Origin of the sequence: Mycobacterium sp. (assembly GCF_052145595.1) — a bacterium.
Lineage (GTDB): Bacteria > Actinomycetota > Actinomycetes > Mycobacteriales > Mycobacteriaceae > Mycobacterium.
The window spans coordinates 1-23,076 of record NZ_JBKQOI010000116.1; the positions used below are offsets into that span (position 1 = coordinate 1).

At 63.9% G+C, this 23,076-nt stretch carries 19 protein-coding genes and 6 pseudogenes; 5 read left to right on the forward strand and 20 right to left on the reverse strand.

Annotated elements, in window-relative coordinates; all coding sequences use genetic code 11:
* Positions 1–297: beta-eliminating lyase-related protein (locus ACLP4W_RS10210; protein WP_442386019.1), on the reverse strand; the 297-nt coding region annotated here is incomplete at its 3' end.
* A gap of 29 nt (positions 298–326) precedes the next feature.
* Positions 327–539, reverse strand: coding sequence for a hypothetical protein (locus ACLP4W_RS10215; RefSeq protein WP_442386020.1), 213 nt, complete (start codon positions 537–539; stop codon positions 327–329).
* A gap of 570 nt (positions 540–1,109) precedes the next feature.
* Here ACLP4W_RS10215 and ACLP4W_RS10220 point away from each other — a divergent pair.
* Positions 1,110–2,348, forward strand: coding sequence for a diguanylate cyclase domain-containing protein (locus ACLP4W_RS10220; protein ID WP_442386021.1), 1,239 nt, complete (start codon positions 1,110–1,112; stop codon positions 2,346–2,348).
* Positions 2,349–2,474: 126 nt separating this feature from the next.
* Here ACLP4W_RS10220 and ACLP4W_RS10225 read toward each other — a convergent pair whose 3' ends face one another.
* Positions 2,475–2,963: a glutathione peroxidase gene (locus ACLP4W_RS10225; protein ID WP_442386022.1), complete on the reverse strand. Its 489-nt coding sequence runs from the start codon at positions 2,961–2,963 to the stop codon at positions 2,475–2,477.
* 350 nt (positions 2,964–3,313) lie between these two features.
* Here ACLP4W_RS10225 and ACLP4W_RS10230 point away from each other — a divergent pair, with 350 nt between their 5' ends.
* Entirely contained in the window at positions 3,314–3,850 is a 537-nt protein-coding gene (locus ACLP4W_RS10230) for a hypothetical protein (protein WP_442386023.1), read from the forward strand.
* A gap of 389 nt (positions 3,851–4,239) precedes the next feature.
* Here the strand turns inward: ACLP4W_RS10230 and ACLP4W_RS10235 are convergent, their stop codons facing one another.
* The 3 genes from ACLP4W_RS10235 to ACLP4W_RS10245 all read right to left on the reverse strand — a co-directional run bounded on the left by ACLP4W_RS10235 (position 4,240) and on the right by ACLP4W_RS10245 (position 6,000).
* Positions 4,240–4,539: a hypothetical protein gene (locus tag ACLP4W_RS10235; RefSeq protein ID WP_442386024.1), complete on the reverse strand. Its 300-nt coding sequence runs from the start codon at positions 4,537–4,539 to the stop codon at positions 4,240–4,242.
* A gap of 135 nt (positions 4,540–4,674) precedes the next feature.
* Positions 4,675–5,082 carry a PAS domain S-box protein gene (locus tag ACLP4W_RS10240; RefSeq protein WP_442386025.1) on the reverse strand — a complete coding sequence of 136 codons (408 nt, stop codon included), beginning with the start codon at positions 5,080–5,082 and terminating at the stop codon, positions 4,675–4,677.
* A gap of 303 nt (positions 5,083–5,385) precedes the next feature.
* Positions 5,386–6,000 carry a hypothetical protein gene (locus ACLP4W_RS10245; RefSeq protein WP_442386026.1) on the reverse strand — a complete coding sequence of 205 codons (615 nt, stop codon included), beginning with the start codon at positions 5,998–6,000 and terminating at the stop codon, positions 5,386–5,388.
* Between the two features lie 564 nt (positions 6,001–6,564).
* Between ACLP4W_RS10245 and ACLP4W_RS10250 the strand changes: the two genes are divergently transcribed.
* Positions 6,565–7,272, forward strand: a complete 708-nt coding sequence (locus ACLP4W_RS10250) for a GAF and ANTAR domain-containing protein (protein ID WP_442386027.1) — start codon at positions 6,565–6,567, stop codon at positions 7,270–7,272.
* Between the two features lie 41 nt (positions 7,273–7,313).
* A complete protein-coding gene (locus ACLP4W_RS10255) occupies positions 7,314–8,072 on the forward strand; it encodes a GAF and ANTAR domain-containing protein (protein WP_442386028.1) in 759 nt (252 codons plus the stop codon).
* Positions 8,073–8,077: 5 nt separating this feature from the next.
* Here ACLP4W_RS10255 and ACLP4W_RS10260 read toward each other — a convergent pair whose 3' ends face one another.
* The 5 genes and pseudogenes from ACLP4W_RS10260 to ACLP4W_RS10280 form a co-directional block, all read right to left on the reverse strand.
* Positions 8,078–8,875, reverse strand: a complete 798-nt coding sequence (locus tag ACLP4W_RS10260) for a GAF and ANTAR domain-containing protein (RefSeq protein ID WP_442386029.1) — start codon at positions 8,873–8,875, stop codon at positions 8,078–8,080.
* 61 nt (positions 8,876–8,936) lie between these two features.
* The gene (locus ACLP4W_RS10265) at positions 8,937–10,571 is read right to left on the reverse strand and encodes a fatty acyl-AMP ligase (protein WP_442386030.1); all 1,635 of its coding nucleotides are present in this window, start codon (positions 10,569–10,571) and stop codon (positions 8,937–8,939) included.
* Positions 10,572–11,300: 729 nt separating this feature from the next.
* A pseudogene (locus ACLP4W_RS10270) lies at positions 11,301–11,492 on the reverse strand (hypothetical protein); the annotation flags it as partial.
* A gap of 113 nt (positions 11,493–11,605) precedes the next feature.
* Positions 11,606–12,161: pseudogene (locus ACLP4W_RS10275) on the reverse strand (cation transporting ATPase C-terminal domain-containing protein); the annotation flags it as partial.
* Between the two features lie 177 nt (positions 12,162–12,338).
* The gene (locus ACLP4W_RS10280; protein WP_442386031.1) at positions 12,339–12,983 is read right to left on the reverse strand and encodes a DUF5994 family protein; all 645 of its coding nucleotides are present in this window, start codon (positions 12,981–12,983) and stop codon (positions 12,339–12,341) included.
* 301 nt (positions 12,984–13,284) lie between these two features.
* Here ACLP4W_RS10280 and ACLP4W_RS10285 point away from each other — a divergent pair.
* Positions 13,285–13,506, forward strand: a pseudogene (locus ACLP4W_RS10285) (VIT1/CCC1 transporter family protein); the annotation flags it as partial.
* A 122-nt stretch (positions 13,507–13,628) separates the two neighbouring features.
* Here the strand turns inward: ACLP4W_RS10285 and ACLP4W_RS10290 are convergent.
* From ACLP4W_RS10290 to ACLP4W_RS10330, 9 genes and pseudogenes are all read right to left on the reverse strand, one after another.
* Positions 13,629–13,988 (reverse strand): hypothetical protein, encoded by a 360-nt coding sequence (locus tag ACLP4W_RS10290; RefSeq protein ID WP_442386032.1) that lies wholly within the window; start codon positions 13,986–13,988, stop codon positions 13,629–13,631.
* Between the two features lie 221 nt (positions 13,989–14,209).
* Positions 14,210–15,205 (reverse strand): Acg family FMN-binding oxidoreductase, encoded by a 996-nt coding sequence (locus ACLP4W_RS10295; RefSeq protein ID WP_442386033.1) that lies wholly within the window; start codon positions 15,203–15,205, stop codon positions 14,210–14,212.
* Between the two features lie 2 nt (positions 15,206–15,207).
* A complete protein-coding gene (locus ACLP4W_RS10300) occupies positions 15,208–16,203 on the reverse strand; it encodes a carbamate kinase (protein WP_442386034.1) in 996 nt (331 codons plus the stop codon).
* A gap of 12 nt (positions 16,204–16,215) precedes the next feature.
* Positions 16,216–16,455, reverse strand: coding sequence for a hypothetical protein (locus ACLP4W_RS10305; protein ID WP_442386035.1), 240 nt, complete (start codon positions 16,453–16,455; stop codon positions 16,216–16,218).
* Positions 16,456–16,502: 47 nt separating this feature from the next.
* Positions 16,503–19,026, reverse strand: a pseudogene (locus ACLP4W_RS10310) (plasma-membrane proton-efflux P-type ATPase).
* Positions 19,027–19,293: 267 nt separating this feature from the next.
* Positions 19,294–19,965: pseudogene (locus tag ACLP4W_RS10315) on the reverse strand (Crp/Fnr family transcriptional regulator); the annotation flags it as partial.
* A gap of 580 nt (positions 19,966–20,545) precedes the next feature.
* Positions 20,546–21,055 carry an STAS domain-containing protein gene (locus ACLP4W_RS10320; protein WP_442386036.1) on the reverse strand — a complete coding sequence of 170 codons (510 nt, stop codon included), beginning with the start codon at positions 21,053–21,055 and terminating at the stop codon, positions 20,546–20,548.
* 96 nt (positions 21,056–21,151) lie between these two features.
* On the reverse strand, positions 21,152–21,835 hold the full coding sequence (locus ACLP4W_RS10325; protein WP_442386037.1) for a sensor histidine kinase: 684 nt from the start codon (positions 21,833–21,835) through the stop codon (positions 21,152–21,154).
* Positions 21,836–22,649: 814 nt separating this feature from the next.
* Positions 22,650–22,859, reverse strand: a pseudogene (locus tag ACLP4W_RS10330) (IS256 family transposase); the annotation flags it as partial.
* Between the last annotated feature and the right edge of the window lie 217 nt (positions 22,860–23,076).

The following is a 23,076-nucleotide window of genomic DNA, read 5'->3' on the forward strand; positions in this document are numbered from 1 at the left end:
GCATAACACGCTGCCCCACGGTGGGGTCAGCGCGGCCAAGCTCAATGCGTTCGCCGCCGAGCCGGTGGAAACGGGGAGCAGATCGACGTCGCAATCAAAGATCTCGCTGAAGCGGCGTCGTGCGCTCAAAGTCCAACTGTCGGTGCCATAGGGCGGCGCCTGCCCGGAGGCTGCCGCCGCAAGAGCTGCGATGATCTCGGGTGCGCCGCCGGCGGTGTTGTCGCTGGTGAAGCAGCGATATGGCGTCATGGCGATCGTATTCAGCCCCCGGCCGCCCGCGCACGTCACTGTCGTCATTCGCTCGTTATCCCGGCCTGTCGTGGTTCTCAAAAGGGGCTCGCGGGGCCTGACCGGGCCTGCAGTTGGTCAGCCAATGCGAGTACTTCCTCACCTAGCCTGTAGGCCTGATCCACGGTTAGGTGTTGGACACCGTTGACGTCGATGATGATCCGGTGCTCGCGCTCGCGCGGGACGCCGTGGATGCCGATCCAGACGGGGCCGATGTAACGTCCCCGCTGCAATCCTTGGCATGCGGTCATATGCCCTCCTTCCTTTTGAGGGCCACGCGGGAGCTCGGTCCGTTCACTCCCGCGTGTCGAGGGCCAGGCGGGAGCCCGGTCCGTTCACTCCCGCGTGGCCAGGGGCAACGCCTGAGTGCGATCATACCGATGATACGCCTGAACTAGCCATTGACATACTAAACACTCGGTATTGACGATATACCGGACTTCTAGTCTGGTAAAAGCATCCATGTACCTGGCATGTCGCGGGACGAACAAGCGATGTATGGGCCAGCTCAGTTGGCTGGTGGTCATGGTTCGCGCCTCCTTGTGTGAGGGGGAAACCAGTCGTGGCATCAACCCGACAATCCCGTCGCGCAAGTCGGGCCGCACCGAAAGCAACGCCTGGGACGCTCCGACGAGCGCGGACGCAATGTTGCCGGACAGCAGGGCGGGCGCCAGTTTGGCACGCAGCGCCGACGTTTGGTGCGGGCCGCGGGTCAGTCTGCCTATGCGCCGATGTCGGCCATCGGCGATGATGGAGTGACCGTCTACGCGCCGTTGGGGCCTGACGGGTGCATGTCGTGATGGACGAACGCTGAGGTATCGATGGCGATCGGGGACGCGCGCCGGTTGCGGCTGCTAATCGACAACATTCCCGCCATAGTCAGCTATTGGGATCGCGAGCTGTGCAACGTGGTCGTCAACCAGGCCTTCATCGAGTTTTTCGGGAAGACACCCGCCGAGATCCACGGCCGCCACCTCCGTGAGGTTCTCGGAGAGAGTCTGTACGAGCTCAGCCGCGCTCACATTGAAGGGGTCCTCGCCGGTGAGAAGCAGGTGTTCAGGCCCACACTCACCGATCGGCAAGGCAGCACCCGATACGACGAGACGATCTACATCCCTGACATCGTCGAGGGTGAGGTAAGAGGCTTTTATGTTTATGTTCAGGTCACGGATGTGACGGCACGCGTTGAGGCCGAACACGCTCGTGACGACGTCGTGCGGCTGTTCCAGATCAGTATGGACAATGCGCCTGTTGGTCAAGCGATCGTGGACATGTCCATACATGCGCTGTACGTCAATCCGGCGTTGTGCGCGATGTTCGGCTACACCGCCGCCGAGTTGATCGGCGTCGACCTCCGCAAATTCGTCCACCCGGCTGACGTCGGGACCGCTGCGGCTGACTTCGACGTGTTGAAGAATGGTTCGCACTCACACATCACCTCGGAACTCCGGCTTGTCCGGCGCGATGGAACAACGGTCTGGGTGCAACGCAACGCGGTGATGGTGCCGGGCGCGCACGGCTCCGACGACATAATCATTGGGCAGTTCGTGGATATCAGCGCACGCAAGCGGGCCGAAGCTGAACTCGCGCGGCGTGCAGTGACGGACGCGCTCACAGGACTGGGCAATAGACAGGCGTTCTTCGACTGTGTCCAAAACCGGCGGGACGCTGAGCCCGCAGGTTCGGTCGGCATCGTGTTCATCGACCTCGACGGGTTCAAACAGATCAACGACGCTTACGGACACGCTGTCGGTGACGCCGTCCTCATCCAGGTTGCTCAGCGCATCGCGCAGATCGTGGTTGCACCCGACTCGGTCTATCGCCTGGGCGGAGACGAATTCGTGGTCCTGTCCACTGAGGCCGAAGCACAGGAGCATGTCGCCGAGCTGGCGAACCGGCTTCGCCGTGCACTAACAGGGAGTTACGACGCCCCGGCCACACCACTTACCCTAAGCGCGTCGGTCGGCTCGACATGGGGTCCGACCAACGACATTGAGCAGCTCCTGCATGACGCGGATGCCCACATGTACCGACACAAAGCCCGGCGGCGCAGTCTGTAATCGCCGAGATCAGGACCGGATGACTTCGATGCCCCCGGGGATTCATCCGGGGCCACTTTCGTGGTCTTTGCTTTTCGTGGTCTATGTGACGATCCGGGACGCACGCGAGTGCAAACGGCACCCCGCCTATCGGGGCAGCACGGCTTCGATGGCGCTGATGACCTCCGGCGCGTCTGGTTCGGTCCGGGGCCGAAACCGATTGACCACCTCACCGTCGGGCGCGACCAGAAATTTTTCGAAGTTCCACTGAATGTCGCCTGCCTCGCCATCGGAATCGACGGCCTTGGTCAGCTCGGTGTAGAGCGGGTGGCGGTCGTCGCCGTTGACGTCGGTCTTCTCCAGCAACGGGAACGTCACCCCGTAGGTCGTCGAGCAGAACGCGTGGATCTCATCGGCCGTGCCCGGTTCCTGGCCCATGAACTGATTGCACGGGACGCCGACGACCGTCAGGCCACGGTCGCCATAGTCGTTGGCCAGCTTCTCCAATGCCGTGTACTGCGGAGTAAGTCCACACTTGGAGGCTACGTTCACGACGAGCGTTGCGCCGTCGGACAATTCAGCTAGCGTGGCCGGCTTGCCGTCGAGGGTGGTCAGGGCGATGTCTTTGAGGGTCACGCCGATGACGCTAACACTGCTCGCGTCGTTCAAGCGCCCGTCGCCGCGATGTGCTCATCCGGCGAGACGGACGACGGTTGGAGAGCATCAGACCTGGTCGGCAACCTAGCAACCTTGCATTCACCGACGCGGGGTGCAGCAATCGGTAGCTCGCCGGGTTTATAACCGGGAGGTTGCAGGTCAGCCAGCCGCCCCGGTGGCGGTGTCGATCGTCTTGTGTTACGGGTTCGAATTTGGGTCGCGTTCAACAGGTTCAGTCGATCGCAGCTAGCCGGTGTTGAGCGCGTTCCGAGTCGGTGCGTGAGGGACTGCCTCGGTCTACGCTCAAGAGGGATAGGGAAAGGTGCGCGATGCTCGCAGCGTTCGGATTCGAAGCCCTGGGCGTAGTCGTCGGAGACATGTATTTCATCGACCCGGTCCCGCTTGCCGGTCAGGAAACCCCGGAACGGGGAGTCAGACTCGAGCTCCGCCTCGTCGACCGGGCCGAGCCCCAGGGGTCGATCTACGCTGGCATCCCGATCGCCTTCACCCGCCCGGTGTGGCGGGTGGACATTTTCGGGTCTACAGAGAGCCCGGCCGGGACGCTGGACCGGGCGCATCACCACCCCCGTTTCGACGGTTGGGAACCCGGACCCCGGCACTTCGTCGCCGAGCTGTCAGCCGACCCGCTGTCCTGGCTGGCCGATCAGCTGGCCAACCCGGCCGCCGTACTGGCCCGGGCAGGTGTCGATAGTGATCTGGTCACCGAAGCCGATAAGACCGGACTTGCCGCGGCAGCCCCGGAGATTATCGCCGTAGTGAAACGGATGCTCGACGGCGTGCGGGACGGGGAATTGGCCCCGGCCCCCGCCGAGCCTGTTGCTGCCGCCCGCACCGGCTGGCTCTGATTTTGACTCGGCCGGGTTCTTCCAATCCGAAAGGATCCGGCGATGCCTGCCGGCACCGCCAACTGGCGCCGGGCGGTTGGCCCGGGTGGTCATCAGAGGAATCCCGAATGGCGTCTAGACGAGCCGGCAAATCGCGCAGACGACCCCACACCATATGACGCCGGCGCTGACGTTGTCACAACGTTGTCACAACTAGGTGCGAATCGGGGGCGTCGACCGGAGACAGCAAGAGACGGTTGGTGTTGGTCAGAAAACTTCGAGACGCATTGCGAGACAACGAAGTTCAACCGATGTCCGACTTGGGGGTCAAGTGGTCGCAGGTTCAAATCCTGTCAGCCCGACCAGTGTCATGTCTTTGGACATCGTTGACAGGTGTTCCGAGACGTGGTTTACACATTGAGACTGTTTTCGGGTGAGTTTCCGCATTTGACGCCGCGTGGTTGGTAGTCGCGGGTGAAGTCGAGGACCAGTTTGCGGATCAGTGTTCCGGTGTCGCGGTCCAGCACGCGGATGTCGAGGTCGTCAATGAGCACAGTGACTTTGGTGCCGGTGCGGTGCTTGCTCAGGCCGATGTGGTGCAGCCTGCTGTTGTGGCGGATGGTGATGACGCCGGCGGCGCCGATTCGGTCGCGGCGGATGCGGTAGTGCGGTGGGATGAGGTAGCCGGTGGGGAAGGCTATAGGGAGCACGTTCGGAGAGGACGAGTTAGTTCGCAGGTGCGCCAAAGCATCGTGACAACGTCATAGAACTCCCTCCCGACCGCAGTCCAGCCTTCCCTGCCGACGGGTCGACAACGCGCCGTCGGTCGCCACAAGCCGTATACGTCACGGCTCCGCTAGCCTCGACAGTCGTTCCATCAGTTCTTCAAAAGTTGCGATCGCAGCCGGGCCAGCGCGGCCCATTACTGCCGATTTGCTCATCTTGGCGAAAATTGTCGACCCGTCTAGGTGCTGCAAGTCCCCGATTGTGTCAGCGCGTAGGCGAGCTACACCGAAAAGTGTTTCTTCAGTCGGGAGGGCATAGAAGATCTCTTCATAGCTCATCGAGGTGACGGCATCGCGGGAGCAGCCGAGTATCCCTGCGAATGCCCTATTAGCGAAGAGGACGGCCCCGTCGTCTGCTAGGGCTATGGCAGCAACCGGGAATAGCTCAAGCATCGGTAAAGCAGGCGTTTGGCGTGGTTCGACCGTTGGGGAATCGCTCGCTCGCCAAGAATCGCAGCTCTCCGACATTCGTTAACCCATTTGCACATACGCTGTTTCGCCAACGTATGCAGCGGTCTCAGAGTCGGCGCGGAGCACCGAAAAAGCCGGTCGACTGCGGCCCGGTGGTTCGCAGGTGGGACAGCATTCCCCGTTGCCCACCATGGTTGTCAAACGGCGTATAAACCAGGCAGAGATCACGCTGCCGATGCTGCTTCTGGGAGATCTGCCCCGTCAGCAGTTCCAAAGGGAGCACCTCTTTTCGGCACCGCGCTGCGAAGGGGTCGCTCGGCTCGGCTGCTGTTGTCGAGCTTTCCGCGGAAACGACGAAGTTCATCTTCGGGCGGGTCGGGGCGACACGCGTCCGGGCAGGATGAGGACGGCGGCGATCAGGAAGCACAGCGCACCGACGAAGGTACCCATGTTGGCCGCCAGGGCGTCTTCAGTGACGCCTGTCCTCGTGATGAAGGCGCCGACTGCCGAGGAGGCGAAGGCGATCGAGCCGATCATGTTGGTCCACGCCGCCAGCCATGCGCGTGATTTCAGTGCAACGAGCCCGACGGTGAGCGTTACTGCCACAACACCCAGTGCCCCGCTGATCAGAAATGCGACCGAACCCGTCGCGTCCGGCCACCACACGAAGTGTCGGCGGGCAGGTATTCGATGCGCCCACAACGCAGCGCCGGTGCTGACGTTGAAGCGCAGGGTGCCCACGAACTGCGTTGCCGCCGAAAGCCATTCAGCCCTTATGGAGGGCGTTTGCCGCGACCAACACATCGACGGTCTGCTGAGCATTAGCTGGATCAGTGCAGCGCTAGTAAAAAACCAAGAGCCGATGAAGCACAGCAGATTGGTGGCGCCCGCCCCGGCGACCATGGCGAACGCCGGAGCCGTACCGATCGCGAACAAGGACGAGCCGATCGCGAATAACCAGCACTGGCGCCGCAAGACCTCAGTTTTCGGGGTGTCAATAACCTACGAATCCTACGAAGCCCTTCGCCACTGAGTTGCAGAATTCGTTCGAGCACCGAAGTGAACTTAGGTGGCTCGCCCGTCCGCGGAGTCCATGGTGCGGGCGCTCGGGCGGCTTATGTTGGAACGGTGGACGTCTACGCCAGGAATAACATCAAGATCGTGTTGCCAGAATTCGGATCTTGAAGCATGTCACCCTCTCGGATCTCCGACAGCGGCACCTGTTCTGTTGCATGTTCCGAACTCATTTACTCTCCCGGATCGTCGTGATAGGTCGGCCGGCTACACCCTCTCCGGGGAACGTGCCGGCGATCACCTTGACGATTCTCCCGCCAACGGCAGTGTTCAATCACGGATTTACCGGCGGCTGCTGAACCGAGGCGCGATGACAGCCGCTCTGACCCATGAACAGCCGGCCTGCGCCCTTGCTGGCGGCGTTGCGCTCGTCAAATCCCTTCAACTAGTGAAAGGTGGAGGGATGACGTTGCCGCCCAAACTCCCGGGCACTTCCGCAGCTGTCCGAATCCCGTCTGGCTAAATGTGGCGATCCACGAGCAGCTCCTCGCCGCTGTCGACGGCCGGCGCGGGGTAGAGGCCGCCGACCGTCTGTGCGAGGCCTGTGTGATTATCCTCGACGTTGACGAAGCGGCGATTTCGCTCGTCTTCGACGGCGCGAACAGCGGAACACTGGGATCCAGCGGCGCCGCCGCACGCATGTACGACGAACTGCAGTTCACCCTCGGCGAGGGACCGTGCCTGGACTCTGTCACGCGGCGGATTCCGATTCTGGTCGTCGACCTCGCCGATCCTGGTGAGGCTAGGTGGCCGGCGTATGGGCCCGCCATGCTGGCCCACCAGATCAGAGGCGTCTACGCGATACCCGTAGTGGTGGCCGGTGAATATATTGGCGCCCTCGACCTCTTCCGCGCGCGGCCGGGCGAACTGCTGGGCGAGGACTTGGCCGGCGCGGTCGCCGCCGCGGAGCTCGCCGGCGTCCCGCTTCTAGACCTAATGGTCGGGGACCTGCAGGCCGCCGTCGCCGACCCCAACAGCAATGCCTGGGCCGAACTCAGCACGCTGAGCCGCGCGGAGGTCAGCCAAGCCACCGGCATGCTCGTCGCCCAGCTGGAGATTGAGCCGGCCGAGGCCTTGGTCCGGCTGCGCGGTCACGCTTATGCCACCGGCCGCAGCGCCACCGACGTCGCCCGCGACATCCTCGACCTTCGCTTGAAGTTTGAGGCCGACTGATGCCCGCTTGGCAGACGGGAAAGTCCTGGAAGGAGGGCAACGTGACTGACACCCCTCGTGAAACCCGCGTGCTGGATGCCGTCGTCTCGCTCGTCGATAGCCTGCTCGATGACTGTGACGTGGTCGAACTACTGACGGAGCTGACCGAGCGGTGCGCTGAGCTGCTCAACATCGAGGCCGCGGCATTTCTGCTCGCCGACCCGCTGCAGCAGCTCCGCGTGCTGGCCGCGACGTCGGAGCAGGCCCGCGAACTCGAACTTTTCCAGTTACAAGCCGACGAGGGCCCATGCGTGGACTGCTACGTCACCGGACAACCCATCTCGGTCGCCGATGTCCAAGAGACAATAGGGCGGTGGCCGCGGTTCGTTCCGGCTGCGGTCGAGGCCGGCTTCGCGTCGGTGCACGCCGTCCCGATGCGGGCCGCCGGCATCGTGTTGGGCGCGCTCGGCTTGTTCGGCACCCGCTCCGGCGAGCTCAACGAAGCCGATCTGCTCGTCGGGCAGACCCTGACACACATCGCATGCGTCGCGATCCTCCAGGAACATCCGCCCACACCCTCCACCGTTATGCCGCAGCTACGCACCGCGCTGACCAACCGCGTCATCGTCGAACAGGCCAAGGGCTTACTCCGGCAAATGCTGGATGTGTCCTTGGAGGAGGCGTTCAATCTGTTGCGGACCTACGCGCGGGCCAACGGCGAACACCTAACTGACGTCGCCCGCAGGCTGATGACCGATCGGTATTCCCGCCCGATGCTGGTGGGGGAGTTGGCCGAACTGATGGCCGCGCCACCGCGATAACGGATTCAGCGACGCCGTGCACTGGCCCGCCGCACGGCATCCTCGACCAGCCGCTCGGCGACGGCATACAGCTTGACGTTCTCGGTCTGGCTGATATGGGCAAGCCGTTCGAAGGCCTCATCCGCGGTGCCACCCGATCGGCTGCGGAGGATGCCGATCGCCTGATCGATCACCGATCGGCTGTCCAACGCACGCTGCAATCGCGTTGTCCGTTCATGCGCGTTCGCCAGCAACTGCGCGTTGTACACCGACACCGCGGCGGGCCTGGCGAACTGGGACCCCAACTGCACGGCGTGCTCGGCGAACGCGTCGCGGCTTTTTGCGTAGGCATTGATCGAGCCGATCACCTGGTCGCCGACGATCAACGGCAGCGCTAGTGCGGAGTGCATACGCATCCGCGCCACCCGGCCGCCAAAGTGCGGCCAACGGCGGTCACTGCCCAACGATCCGCTCACTGTGGGTCGTTGCGACTGCATACAGGTGATGCATGGCCCCTCGTTCATTTCGTCGTACTGAACCGTGTCGATCTCGTGGACAAGGACGGCTGTCGCCGCCCGGGTCTGGACGCTGGATACGCCGTGCTGCGGATCGATCAATGCGACGCCCGCGCCGTCGGCGCCCGGAATCGCCTGGGCCGCGAACTCCGCCACGTCCCGAAGAAGGTCGATCACCCCTTGAGCGCCGGCTACAATTCCGGCCACGCCGCGGAGCCCCGCGTACAGTTCGGCCTCGTCTGCCTCCCGTTGGGTAGGGGAGAGATCGGGCGGCGGGTTGCGACCGGGCTGGGCGTCGAAGTCGGCCAACATCCCTCCTCCCGTGCACCCTCAAGACCGATAAATCTACTCTCCGTCGCATCCCGAAAAGTCAGCCGATGAGCGCCAACGTATGGGCGCGCCGCAGCTTCCCCGACGGTGTCTTGGGGATCATTCCCGGCTCGAGCACAACCACGTTGCGGGGCCGGACATCGACCTCGGCAACCACCTCGTGGGCCACCTGATGCTCGATGCGGCGCACCTCGGCCGGGTTCTGCCAGGTGTTGGACTCCACGGCGACGGCGAACGTCTCCCGCGCGTGTCCGGCGTTCAGTCGCACCGCGACGGCAGAGCCCGGACGGACCCCGGAAACGCGCGCGGCGGCACGCTCGACGTCGGTCGGGTAGATGTTGCGGCCGGCCATGATGATCACATCCTTGACTCGGCCGCAGACTACGACGTGGCCGGTCTCGGTTAGGTAGCCCAGGTCGCCGGTGTCATACCAACCTTCGTCGTCTTGAGCCGATACGAAACCGGCCATCGTTTCATAGCCCAGCGTCACTGGTTCGCCGCGCACCTGGATGACGCCGACGCCCCGGGCGGGCAGGAGGTTGCCATCTTCGTCGACGACGCGCGCCTGAAGCCCCTTCAGCAGACGGCCAAGCGTGGCCAGTCGCCGGGTTTTGCCCTTGGTCGCAGGGACAGCTCGGTGCAGTACGGCGAGCAGGTCGGCGTCGACCTCATCGACCAATAGGCCTGCGCCGCACTCAGAAAACGACACCGCCACGGTCGTCTCGGCCATACCGTAAGCCGGCAGGATCGCCTCCGGACGTAACCCGAACGGCCTGCCGGCTTCGCAGAGGTCTTCGACGTCGGCGGGTTCGACCTGTTCGGCCCCCGACAGCGCCCAACGCAGCGTGGACAGGTCGAACTGGCCGGGCTGGGCCAGCTTGCGAAGGCGCCTGGCGAACAGTTTGTAAGCGAAGTTCGGCGCCGCGGTCATCGTGCCCTTGTACTTGTCGATGAGCTTGGCCCACAGCAGGGTGTCGCGGAGGAAGTCCATCGGGGTGACCTTGACCAGCTCGGCGCCGAAAAGCATCGGCACGGTCAAGAAGCCGGTCATGCCCATGTCGTGGAACAGCGGCAGCCAGCTCACGATCACGTCGGTATCGAGGTTGACGTTTGCGCCGATGAACATCGCCTCGGCGTTGGACACGACGTTGCGGTGTGTGATCCGTACGGCCTTGGGCGACCCCGTGGACCCCGATGTCAACTGCAGCAGCGCGACGTCGTCGTCATCGGTCTCGACCGGATCGATCGGGCGGCTGTCGAGTAGCTGGTGGATTATCAGCACGCGCATACCCAGCTGGGACAGCAACGGGGCCGCGGCCATGAACGGGTCGGAGATGACAACCGCTTTGGCGCCGATCATCTTAATCACGGCGGTGGTTTCCTCGGCCCAGCGCTGAAGATCGGTGCGCGGAGTGGGCTGGTGGAGCATGGTGAGGCTGGCTCCGCGCATCCAGACGCCCTGCCCGGCCGGCGCGATCTCGGCTGGGGCGCCGGCTAGCACTGGGACGGCATCACCGCGGCCGACGCCGGCGGTGGCCAATCCACCCGCGATCCGACGGGCCCGCTCGTGCACCTCACCCCAGGTATGCCGGACGGGGGAATTCGGCTCCCCGGTGACCAAACCCTTCGAACTGGACTGGGCGGTGCCATACATCGTTTCGGTGAATCTGCTCAAAGACCATTCCTTTGGCTCCGGCGCCACGGCGCCCCGGTTGGCCTCCGACCGCGAGTCGGGGCGTTCAACGGCGAACGCGCATGCACGAGTGAAGCGTTGAATGCGTCGGTATAGGGCCGCGAAGCTCGGACCGATACTGCGGGCGAGCCAATACTGCTGGTGCCGCTGCGGAACAACTGCCGCCCGCCGCGGGAATTAGGGTGACGATGACTGCGGCGCGCGAGCTTGCCCCTTTCAACCACGCCCCAAATGGTCTGTCATTCGGGTCGAAGCGAGGTGCCGAGCACTTTAGACGCACTCACTATACATACTTACGGGTAATCAAGCACCGAGGCGCGCCGATGTCGCCGACGGGTGCGGCGATCACTCCTGAAGCGCTTGGCACGGGACTCCGTGAGTGGCACTCCGACAGCACTGTAAATGTCGGCTTATCCGGCGGGGCAGACACGTTACGGTAGGGACCTCTTACAGATCGCCGCCGTGACGTTTCCGGGAGGCTGTGGAGTCAACCGTGATAAACGATAGCGCAGGGGCGCTCACATTCGGGAATCGCTCAATGCCGTCGACGTACGAGCACGCCGCTACGATCGGTGCCAGCGCGTCGTAGACCATCCCAATCGAGGAGGTTTCCGCGACACGCGCGCCGTTCCAATGTGTTCCGCCGCGGGCCACATAATTCTCTGCAACTCGCTGTCGTTATATCTCAAGCTGCGCCGATAATCGGTTTTTGCCGAATGATGACGCGAAGTCGATAATGGCGCCGACGTCGACGGTGGCCAACTCCAGCCGGTCCTTCTCCAGCCCCTTTGTCTTGTCTCGCTGGAACGAGTTACGGCCATGCACCTGGTCGTAGCGCGAGATCATGATGTTGTCGAAGTGAAATCGCTTCTGCAGAGCACGAATCTGGTTGCAGTGCAACATGATAACGAATATAGCGTCCTCACGTTGTCATAATAGCTTTCTCAAGCGAATTGGCTAAAGCCAAATAGATTCAGACATCGACATTGGATACGCCGGAGCAGCCGCATCCGCCGCTAGGGACTTGGCGCCGCCGATGTGACTAACGGGGCCGGCGCGCCATCCGGCTGGACTATCCGGCCCGGGTGGCTGAACCGGGCGGCGCGCCGCTGAATGCGGTGCACGCGGCACCGGGTGCGGTGCGGCTCGCCGCCGAGTTGCATCGGCTCGGCGTAGAACACCGTCTTCATCAGCTCCACCAGAACCGGGTAGACGATCGTGAACAGGACCAGCGCGGTGAAGAACTGCCAGGGCAGTGTGGTGAACCCCAGTGGGTGTGCCAGCGGTGACACCGTGAGCGCAACGCCCACGGCGACGACCGCTAAGGCGGCCAGTGTCAAAAGGAGACCGGGACTGCTGCGGAAGAACGGCACTTTTCGGGGTGCGGATCGCGAAGATGATCAGGGTCTGGGTGGCAAGGGATTCCACGAACCACCCGGTGCGGAACTCCACCGGGCCGGCGTGCAGCACCCCGATCATCAACCCGAACGTCAGGAAGTCGAAGAGTGAGCTGATGGGACCGAACGTGAACATGAACCGGCGGATGAACGCGATGTTCCAATGTGAAGGTGCCACGCCCAGCGCCTGCTCACTCACCGGTCGGGCCAGAAGTGCGGGAGTGGTGACGAATTACGTTCTGGTTCATACCTCACCACTTTGCCAGCTTCGTGTCGCAATGATTCCAGGACTAGCCGACGCTCAGCTCTGGCGACCGCATGGCATGCCGTGTCTGATCCCCCCGGACGGTACCTACGATGCCGTCGCTGCCGGGCGGGCGTCCATGCGGCAGCGGACGATGTGTTCAACCAGGATTGGGACGAACGCCTGGATCGGTGCGTTGACGAACTGCCGAGCGGCCTCCTCGCACCACCGCGTGATCTCGGTGGCGCGCTGGGGGTCGCCGCGCCCCTCGTGACGAGCCAACCGGGCTGCCACGTCGATCAGGGATCGGGCAGCGGCCCGCTCGGCCTCGCTGGTCACAGCGATACCACCGCCGGCGCGTTTCGATGCCGCGTCCAGTTCTTCTCGGGCGACCTGTTCACTGGCGTCGGGCGCGATGACGCGCAGTGTGATGCGACGACCGTCGCGACCGATCAGGATCACACTGGCCGGCTCCTCGGAGGTGAAGCCCTGCAAATGGACTGTCTGGCCGGCGATCTGGACTTGCGGCGGCGTCTCCGTCCACGCGTTGAGGTGGTAGCCCACCACGGTGACCTGACCCAGCCGATCGGACAACGCCGCAACCAGGGCGGGCAACTCGATAGCTAACCGCATTGATCGCGGCCACCACGCCCCGTCCACGTACGCCGAGGCAAGCGAGTTAGGCGTGAGCTGCAACCGCGGCGCGCTGTCGGCCTCGACCACCCCCGGGCTGACTCGCCGATCGTCATTCATCAGACTGGGGTCCCTTCCAGCCGGCGAGGTCCTCTATGGGCTTTGCCCGACCCGAAACCAAGTGGGTGACTGACGCTCGAAGCGAACACCGACCTCAAACCGCACGCTACCCGGGCGAGGTAACCGCAGCGGGGGCGCGCAGTGAACAACGGGGGACGGGGCCACACGGCGAAGAAGAGAGTGCGGTTTTCGAGGTCCCCAACGAATGGAATACGCACGACTCGAATCTGGCACACAGTTGGGCTTGCAGCATGTGTACTTCGCCAAGCCTTGGGTTGCTAGTCGACGTTGGCGGAGCCGAATGCGCTGTGAACCTGTGAGCCCCGACCCGGAAATCAATGCCGACCCACCCGATGCCCAGACGGGCTCAGCGGCGACGCATCCAACCGAGCCGCACGCCAATGGTGCGGCCCGGTCGAACTGGTTGCGCGCCGATATATTAGGCGCCAACGACGGGATCGTATCGGTGGCCGGCCTCGACGTCGGTGTGGCCGCAGTGACCACTGACCGCGGGCCCATCCTCGCGTAGCGACTCGCGGGCGCACCCGAGGTTCTGCAGCCGCAGCGGCCGATCGGGCCGACGGCCCGAGGAACAGAAGTGCCAGGAGAAAGAATCCCAACCACGACGGCAGAGTAGTTACTTTGCTAACAATGTTGGTAAATGTTGTAAGCCCACATTGTGGACAACTCCTCCTTCCTCCTCGGCCGGGTCGTAACCCCTTCCGAGTTCACCGTCGAGCCGGTGGCCGCGCCGACGGGTCGGTGTTCGAACTCTGGGTCGCGGTCTCGGTTCACAAACTCCGCTTCGCGCTGGGACCTGTGAAGTTCACGGCGCGCGTCGCGGGCGCGGCCAGCGGTGCGCTGTGCACCGGCCAACAACACGCACAGACCCAGCATCGCCAGCGCGCCGATCACGATCCCGAAGAGGAACAAAGTGCCGGTCGACCCGGTGACGTGATAGCCCAACACCGAGAAGTTCTCGCTCAACGGGTGAGCCGGTCGCACAGCACATCGTTGTGACCCGCCTCCAGTTGCGTGACCCGATCCGCCAGCCCGAGGGTCGGGTCGGCACCGGCCGTGCACTCACGCGGCATTGTTGGGCAACGCTGGGTGTCACGGTCGGTCCCTTCACTAGCACCCTGCAGACAGATTTGCCTGTCGTCGACGACGATCAGGGTCCGACTTCGCGGCCGCGGCCCGGTGGTGTGTGATGGTCGCCTCACCGCTCAACCACATGTATCGGGGTGAAACGTCAGAACATCGCGAAGTGGCCGCCGCGGCGTCATGGGGGGTTGTTCGCCAAGGACATGGGCTTCGCCGACGCGGATCAGAAGTTGCGGCATAGCTGCGCGACCGGTCAAGGTGCCGATGAGGTTGCGGCTGGACCATAGCTCCGTGAGATGGGTCAGTGTGCATGTCGCCATCCCGGCCAACGTGCACTCCAACAACACGGCGGACAACGCTTCGCCGCACCGGAAGGCGTCATCGCGGGTGTCCTCGTCGGTGGACAGAACCAGCACTGTGGACTGGTCTTGTCCAATGCCGGCAGGCCGCTCGTTGTGAGCGCTAACCGGGAACGTACGTCCGACGTCGACCCGATCACTTTCGGCAGCCGACAGCAGTGAACTGCGGGGAACCCCATCAGAATTTTCGAAATGACCTGTCCACCAGTATAATTCAGTATGATACGAAGAATCGTACAGTCGCAGCGATTCGGTAAGTTGTGACGCCCTCGCCAATTCCGGACGCAGCTCGTTGGCTATCACGTCGAGGTGAACTGTTCTCGTATCGACGGCGTCGCGCAGCACAGGTTCCAAGGACTCCCAGTTCCTCGGTGCGGCGAAGGGAAGCCGATCGGTGCGGCGGTGCAGGATGGCGTCGGCCCTGCGGCGGTAGCCATCGGTGACGAGGCTCATTGGGCTGAAATCGAGTGACGCGAGATGATCGGGGTTATTCGGGTCGGGAAACCTCGCGACGTTGGCAATCCACCCGGCTGCCGCCATCGCGACGCGTAGATGGTCGAGCACGGCGCCGCAGCTGATGTAGGCCTCCCGCCCCGACTTGTCGGTGGAAGGCAGAATGCGGCTGCGATCGATGTACAGGTGCAGTCCCGGACCCTCGGCGACCCAGCGCCAGGGCTGGCTGTTGTGCAAGGACGGTGCCCGGCATGCCAACTGCACCGCGGCCCTGAGTATGTCGTTATCCACCAACGTGTCCGGCATGATCAACCTCCCGTTCCTGGTCCTCGAGTGCGAGCGCTAGTGGGCCGTCGCCGGCCGCCGACTCCCTGGTGAGTACCCCTGCGGGGCGCCGTTGTCGGGGTGATGGTGGTCCCGGCGGTGCCCGCGAGCAGTGCCTGCGCGTCGGCCAGGGCGCCGATGGTGGCCGGGTGCCCGGTCGCGGTGACGAACCGGCGGCAGGCCTCGATCTTGGGCCCCATCGATCCGGCCGGAAATCCCATGCTGCCCAGGTTATCTGGATCCAGGGTCCTCAGTGGTGTGGCCTCCGGTGTGCCGTAATGCTCCATGACTGCGGACACGTCGGTGAGCACCAGCAAATGCTGGGCTCCGAGGACGATGCCCAGCAACGATGCGACGTAGTCCTTGTCCACGACCGCGTCGACACCGCTCAGCTGGCCGGCGGTATTCTCGGTCACTGCCGCGCCGCCACCGCCGCCGCAGATGACCACCGAACCGGCGTCCAGGAGCCCGGTGATGGAATCCTGGTCGACGATGCGGAGCGGTTCGGGTGAGGCCACTACGCGGCGCCACCGACCATTGTCGGCGGCGATGGTCCAGCCATGCCGGTGGGCCAGCAGCTGGGCCCGGTCCCGTAGGTAGAAGGGTCCGACGAACTTGGTCGGGGCAGCGAACGCCGGGTCTGCGGCGTCGACCAGCGTCTGCCTAATCAGGCCCAGGACTGGCTTTTTGACCCCGGCGTTGCGCAGTGCCTGGGCAAGCCAGTAGCCGATCATGCCCTGGGTCTGCGCGACAAGGTCATCGAGCGGGTAGGGGCGGGTCAGGGCGTGGTCGGTTTCGCTCTCCAGCGAGAGCATGCCGACCTGCGGTCCGTTACCGTGACAGATCAGCACATCGTGGTGCGCCGCCAACGGCGCGATCGCCTCGGCGGCGGTCCGCAGGTTCGCCAACTGGATGGCGGCGTCGGGCTTGTCCCCGCGCGCGAGCAGTGCGTTGCCGCCCAGGGCGATCACGATCCGCATCGACACCACGGGTCACGCACCGAACGCCCGGGTCATCACGGCTTTGATGGTGTGCAGACGACTCTCGGCCCGGTCGAACACGATTGAGGCGGGCGACTCGAAGACATAGTCGGTGACTTCGGCGCCGTCAAACTGGAACTGGTCACGCACGCGGCGCCCAAGATCAGTGCTCGCATTGTGCACCGAGGGCATGCAGTGCATGAACTTCCTGAGCAACGACCCGGGGTGCCGACGCCTCGTCAGTGTTGCCATGCTGCGAGTACCTCCGGGTTGGATGGGGCAAGAGATGCACTACCCGACTACGTTCTGACCGGTGCCACTGCGGCACCGGGCATCTGATCAGGCGCCGCCATGCGAGGCTTCTTTTCGGGGTCGAGGACGCGGTAGGCGAGAAGTTTGATGCGGTCGCTGACGAGGAACCAGATGAGGGCGTATCCCCATACCGCCGCTGCCCACGTCCAGCCGAGCGGTGTCATGAATAGCCCGTAAACGGCAATGAATGTGGCGATGGTCTGGGTGCCGAGGACGGCGATCAACAAGATGCGGGCCGGGCGGATGGACCAGAACGGGCCGCGGGTTCGGGTCAAGAAGATGGTGAGGTGCCCAGCGACGGACAGCATCAGGTACATCAGCGTCTGGACGCGCGCGTGGCCGAGGTCGAAGACCCGGTCACCCAGGTAGAACAAGCCGAACGCGGCGATCGGTCCGACCAACCCAAGGACCGTGGCGATACCGAGCACCAGGCGCATGTTCCAGGCTTCGGGCTCGTTCTTGTAGTGGACGTTGTCGTAGGAGATGGACAGGATGGCGCCGTCGTTGAGCAGGGCGAGCATCACGATCATGATGGCGGTGAGTGGGTAGAAGTTGAAGACGAGGATGGCGGTAGTGATGAATAGCAGCACCCGCAGTGTTTCGGCGATGCGGTACATCGCGTAGCTGTTCATTCGCTGGAAGATCTTGCGGCTCTGTTTGATCGCGTCGATGATCACCGACAGCCCCGGGGTCAGCAGCACGATGTCGGCGGCCGCGCGGGCGGCGTCGGTGGCTCCGGATACGGCGATGCCGCAGTCCGCTTTTTTCAGCGCGGGGGCGTCGTTGACCCCGTCGCCGGTCATCCCGACAATATGGCCGCGCTTCTGCAGCACGTCGATGATGTGGTACTTGTGCTCGGGAAACACCTGGGCGAAACCGTCGGCGGTCTCGATGGACCCGGCCACCGCCGCCGATTCGTCCTTCTTCACCTCACCCAGGCCTGCGGCGTCGAGGATGTCGGTGCCCAAACCGACCTTGGCGGCGGTTTCCTTGGCGATGGCTAGCGCATCACCGGTCACCATCTTGATGGTGACTCCCATTGCCCGTGCGGTGGAGATGGTTGCTGCCGCGTCGTCACGCGGTGGATCGAATAACGGCAGGACACCAACGAACTGCCAGTCACCGTCCCCGTCGGCGCGGGCCACGCCCAAAGACCGGAAGCCCCGGGCGGCGAAATCGTTGACTGCCTTGTCAACCGCCGATGTGATCTGCGCGGCGTTGGCGGCCAGCGCGAGGATGACCTGCGGGGCTCCCTTAGTGACCCGGAACGTGGTCCCGTCGACGGCGGTGACGGTGGCCTCGGTGCGTTTGTGCACCGGGTCGAACGGTGCGAAATGGGTGATCGTGTAATCCTGCAGGACCTTGGTGTCCTCGAGGCCGCCCAGCACCGCCCGGTCGATGGGGTCGTCGTTGTCCGCGCGGGAGGCCAACGCGCCGTCGAGGATGATAGTCGCGGGGGTGACGGTGTCAATGCTGAACGGGGTGCCCAACGTCAAAGAATTCTGGGTCAGGGTGCCCGTCTTGTCCGCGCACAGCACGTCCACACCGGCGAGTTCCTCGATGGCGACCAGCCGGCTCACGATGGCCTGCTTCTTGGCCAGCAGACGCGAGCCGACGGCCATCGTCACCGACAGCACGGTCGGCATCGCCACCGGGATCGCCGCGACGGTCAAGACCAGGGCGAACTGCAGGGTGGTGAGGATCGCGTTACCACGCAGCAGGGAGGCGACGACGATGACCGCCACGAGCACGACGGCCAGGATGATCAGGTAGTTGCCGATCTTGAGCACGACGCGTTGGAAATGGCTTATGGTGTGCGTCCTGCACCAGCTCGGCGGTCTTGCCGAAGTAGGTGTCGGTGCCGGTGGCATAGACCAGGGCACCGATCTCACCTTGCCTGATGATGGACCCGGAGAACACGGCCTCACCCGCTGCACGGGTGGCGGGTAGCGACTCCCCGGTCAGCGCGGACTGATCGACCTCGATCTCGTCGCCGTCGAGCAGCCGGGCGTCGGCGGGCACAATGTCACCGAGGCGCAGCCGGATGACATCACCGGGCACCAGCTCCCGCGCCGGCGCGGTGACCGATTCGCCGTCACGTGTGACGCGGGCGTTGATCGCCAGCTTGGCTTTGAGGGCGTCAATGGCGTTGCCGGCCTGCCGTTCGGAGGTGTATCCGACCACACCGTTGGCCACCAGCAGCAGCAGGATGATGAAGAAATCCGGCCAGTGCCCGACCGCGCCGGACAGCACGACGGCGATCTCGATCATCCACGGGATCGGGCCCCAAAAGTAGCTGAGGAACTTCAGCAGCGGGTTGGTCTTGTGTTCCGCGATCTCGTTCGGCCCGTACTGCGTCAACCGCTTCGCCGCCTCGGCGCTGCTCAATCCGTCCGGCGAGTAGCCCAGCTCCTCCTCCAGCTCGGGCATGGGCGCCGATTTCAAGTCGTGGCCCGGTTCGGGTGTGCCCGCCGATTGGGGTGGCGTGACATGCGGTGTGTCAGTGGTCATGGCGTCCAGTCCGTATGCCGCACATCAGCGGCCGGTTCGAAGCGTAGGCGATCTGGGCGGTCATGCCTGAGCAGACATAAGACGCTATCGATCGGAAAGTGCTGTGCAGGAGCCGGTTTCGGTGTCCCCGGAGTGGGTGGAGTGGTCATGGTGGTCCCGAGGTGTGCGGTTGTCATCGGAACGTTCGGCACGAGCTACTGCTCAGTGAGGACAGCGGCGGACAGCTGGCCTGGGTTGGCTATCGACTGGATCTGGCATGGCGGTGAGCCGTGTTCGGTGGACGAGGCGTTCGGAATCGGTGATCAGTACGCTCTTGCCGTGCGGGCGGATCCAGCCGCGCTGGGTGAAATCGGTGAGGACTTTGTAGACCGTTTCGCGTGAGGTCCCCATCAGTTGGGCTAATTCCTTTTGCGTGAGGTCGTGGTTCACCCGCATCGCGCCGTCCTCCTGGATGCCGAACTGCTGGGCCAACCGCAGCAGCTGCTTGGCGACCCGGCCCGCGACGTCGGTGAACATGAAGTCGGACAAGTCGTGATCGGTGCGGCGCAACCGGCGGGCCAGCACCCGTAACAGTCGTTCGGCGATCTCGGGGTGATCGGCCACCCACCCCCACAGGACGTCGCGGTCCATCGACAATGCGTTCACGTCGGTGAGGGCGGTCGCGGTCGAGGTCCTCGGGGCGGGGTCGAAGATCGAGAGCTCACCGAACATTTCTGCGGGCCCCACGATCGCCAGCAGGTGACGGCGGCCGTCGGCGCAGCGACGACCGAGCTTGATCTTGCCTGAAGCGATGATGTAAAGCTGGTCACCGGGCTCGCCTTCGGTGTAGACGGTCTGCCGGCGCCGAAAGTGCACGAGATCCAGCTGGTTAGTGACCGCAGCCACGGCGAGGGGATCAACCGTCTGAAACAGTCCGGCGCGGGCCACGATCGCGTCCACCGTAGTGGCCGGAGGTTGAACGGTACCAAGGGTCGCGGCGCCTGCCGTCATGGCCACGGTCACCATGTGGTGGCCTGCGAGATATCCGCGACGTCGACGTTGGTGGGATCTGTGCCCTCATAAAGCCGGGTGGGCCGGTAGCTCATGACAACTGACACCGGTGACAGCGATGGGATCCGACGGCCACAGTGGCTTCTGCGTGTCCACGGTCGGTAACCGACCTCGATGGCGTCGCGGCGGGTACACCAATTAACCTCAGCGATCATCCGGTGCACAGAGGTGAGGTTGGCACCGTTCTTGGAGAGCGCAACGAGGACCCTGGTTTCGGGGGGGAATGTGCAAACCTGTTGTCCACCTGGGACAAACCACACCGATGCGGTTAACGCGTCGATAGTTTGCGAGTACCGGCGATCAGGGCAGTCATGCCCCACCCAGCGCGGCGCCGAACCAAGCGTGGAGACCGGACCTGGTATGGCGGTAGCTGGCTGTGGGTCAGTGCAGTGTTCATGGCGATCCGACCGGCGATTGTCGCCCGGGGTGATCGGCTGCTGTGATCGACGACAGCGGCCGACGGCTGGCTTCATCGCGAACCGGCTGACGTTTCCAGCGACATCGAAGTCACATCGCGGGCGCTTGGCCGTCTCGCTAACAACGGGATCTGTCGGCGCACGCGCGCGAGGTCGACGAAATACTGCATCGCGTCGGGCACAGAACTGGCCGTGGGAAGGATGTCGTCGTCTTGGCTGATGCGTAGCGCCCCGTCGACCGCGTGGCTAGTGACCACGGCCCACGGTAACTCGGCGCTGCTGCAGGCATCATCGACAGCGATCAATATTGAAATGCCTTGCTCAGCGAGGAAACTCACGCCGCTCATATCAAGGAGTAACGCGTTTCCCACCGGGACCAAGCGTGTGGCGTAAGCGCTGAGGCGGTCGATGTTACTAGCGTCGATGTCGCCGGTGATCGTCAGCACCATGGCCAGATGGCGACACTGAGCCCGCACCTCGACGCCGTCGCGGCCGATCGTGCGGTTGTCATCACGGGATGAAGGATCGCCTTCAGAGGTGGTTAGACCGTGCACAACAGTCATGATCGGCTCGTTTCCTGGTGGATGTGTGGCCTTTGTTACCCGGACGTCGTTGTGCTGCAGGCATTTGAGGGCGGCTGCATCTGGCGAAATTGTTCATCAGTGAGGGCATGGTGCGTGAGCAAACGGTGCGGTCCAGTTCACTTCAGTGCCGCCTCCTGGTGGTGTTGTGAGGTGGCAGTCACCGCCGATCTGTTCGGCGCGGGATGTCATCTTGACCAGTCCGCTGTGGGGCTTGTTGTCGGCGCTGATACCGCAACCGTCGTCGGTGATCGTGACGTCCAGTTCGTCGGCAACGGTCACCGCAACGGTCAATTGTGTTGCCCCAGAGTGTCGGACGGCGTAGCTGACCGCGTCTCGAATGACCGACTCGGCGTGGTCGGCCAGGTCGTCGCCGATCACGCTCATCGGTCCGGACATCCGTAGTATCGTGGCGATATCGCGGTTTTCGGTCAGGTCGGCGACCGCGGCCTGAATCTGCTGCCGAAAGCCGATCCGCTGTGTGTCGGTGACGTGCAATTCGAAGACGGTGGTGCGGATGTTCTCGATCACGGTCTGCAGGTCGGTGACCGACTGGTTCAGGCGAGCGGTGAGCTCGCTCGATCGGGACCGGGCGATGGTGGCCTGCAGATCCAAACTGACAGCGAAGATCCCCTGGATCACAAGGTCGTTCAGCTCATGCGCGATCCGCTCACGCTCGACCAGCACAGTCAGGTGACGGGCGCGTTCTAGGGCGCTGCCCAGCTCCGGTGCCTCTGCGGCGTGGTCGGCGAAGTCGCTCATGAGGTTGACATCTTCGGCTCGAAAGGGGTCTGGTCGATGTGGCGGGCAACGACCATGACACCGTGAACGATGTGCTGGGATCGCAACGGCATCGCGATCGCGGGCCGCCATCGGTTAAGGCCTCTATCCGGTGGCGGAACGCCTCGGTGATCACAGGCATGCCGGAGCGGAACACTCCGCCCGTGGTAAGCCCATCGACCGGAACCCGTTGGCCCGAGCTGTCCTGGCGGGATAAACCATCCGGACGCGGGCAGGATGTCGGTGGGGTCCGAGCAGCGCCGATCCGCGCAATCCTGCCCGAGCCAGTGCAGCGCGGAGCCGAGGGTAAACACCGGTGCGCGACGAGGAGCGGGGCTCAGTAGTGGCGGAGCGTTCATGATGTCCCCGGTATGCGGTGTCATCAAGAGTGTTCGGCGCGAGCAACTGCTCAGTGAGGGCAGCGGCGGACAGCTGGCCTCATTCCGAACTGGCTGAAGTCCTCAGCATCGCTCACGCTACACCTCGCAGCCACTATCGGCATGGTGTGTTTCGGTGATAAGCGGTACTCAGGAGATCTCGAAGTGCCGGTCGTCGTCGGTTGTTGCGACGACGTCTCGGGTGAATACCGATCACGAGACCCCCGGGCGTTGTCGGAGTGTACCCACACCACCCCGGGAATCCGCGCCGTGGCGGGATCGGCGGCAGCGGTGACGTGCCGTCGCGCAGTTGCGCCGAGGTCGAAGAAGACGTCGTAAGCGACGACACGGTCGATGCGTTCGTCGAACCCCGTGGCCCGTGGCGATAGATCCCTCTGCTCATGCCAGCTCAGCGCGTTTCAGGCGACCTCCGACCGAGCGTTTGATGGCTCGGCGTCGGATATTTGGGGTGTGATGTCGACGGGTCGTTCGAGTAGTTTGCCCTTGTGGAACACCGCGCCAGCACGAACGAGGGCGACGAGGTGGGGTGCGTTGATTGCACGCCAGCGGGTCTGGGCGGCGTCGATCAGCTTGTAGGCCATGGCAATCCCTGCCGCGCGCGAACCGGGTCTTCCCGAACCAGCGCGCCAACGCCGGTCTTGATCGACTAGCTGATTCCGTGAAGACCATCCTCTGGGAAATTGCGCCCTCCCAAGGTCATCCACAGACCTCCGATTCCGCTAACTGTCAAGCGGCGGCCCCATTCTGGGGTGTTTCGGCGGAGTGGCTGAAGGCCTTCTGAGCGTCGAAGGTTTGGCGGGTTTGTAGGCAGTGGTAGAGCTGGCC

Excerpts from the sequence above, each read along its gene's own strand:
- ACLP4W_RS10215 (WP_442386020.1), bottom strand. The coding sequence starts at position 539 with ATGACCGCATGCCAAGGATTGCAGCGGGGACGTTACATCGGCCCCGTC.
- ACLP4W_RS10220 (WP_442386021.1), top strand. The coding sequence starts at position 1,110 with ATGGCGATCGGGGACGCGCGCCGGTTGCGGCTGCTAATCGACAACATT.
- ACLP4W_RS10230 (WP_442386023.1), top strand. The coding sequence starts at position 3,314 with ATGCTCGCAGCGTTCGGATTCGAAGCCCTGGGCGTAGTCGTCGGAGAC.
- ACLP4W_RS10240 (WP_442386025.1), bottom strand. The coding sequence starts at position 5,082 with ATGTCGGAGAGCTGCGATTCTTGGCGAGCGAGCGATTCCCCAACGGTC.
- ACLP4W_RS10280 (WP_442386031.1), bottom strand. The coding sequence starts at position 12,983 with ATGAATGACGATCGGCGAGTCAGCCCGGGGGTGGTCGAGGCCGACAGC.
- ACLP4W_RS10295 (WP_442386033.1), bottom strand. The coding sequence starts at position 15,205 with ATGCCGGACACGTTGGTGGATAACGACATACTCAGGGCCGCGGTGCAG.
- ACLP4W_RS10300 (WP_442386034.1), bottom strand. The coding sequence starts at position 16,203 with ATGCGGATCGTGATCGCCCTGGGCGGCAACGCACTGCTCGCGCGCGGG.
- ACLP4W_RS10305 (WP_442386035.1), bottom strand. The coding sequence starts at position 16,455 with ATGGCAACACTGACGAGGCGTCGGCACCCCGGGTCGTTGCTCAGGAAG.
- ACLP4W_RS10320 (WP_442386036.1), bottom strand. The coding sequence starts at position 21,055 with ATGACTGTTGTGCACGGTCTAACCACCTCTGAAGGCGATCCTTCATCC.
- ACLP4W_RS10325 (WP_442386037.1), bottom strand. The coding sequence starts at position 21,835 with ATGAGCGACTTCGCCGACCACGCCGCAGAGGCACCGGAGCTGGGCAGC.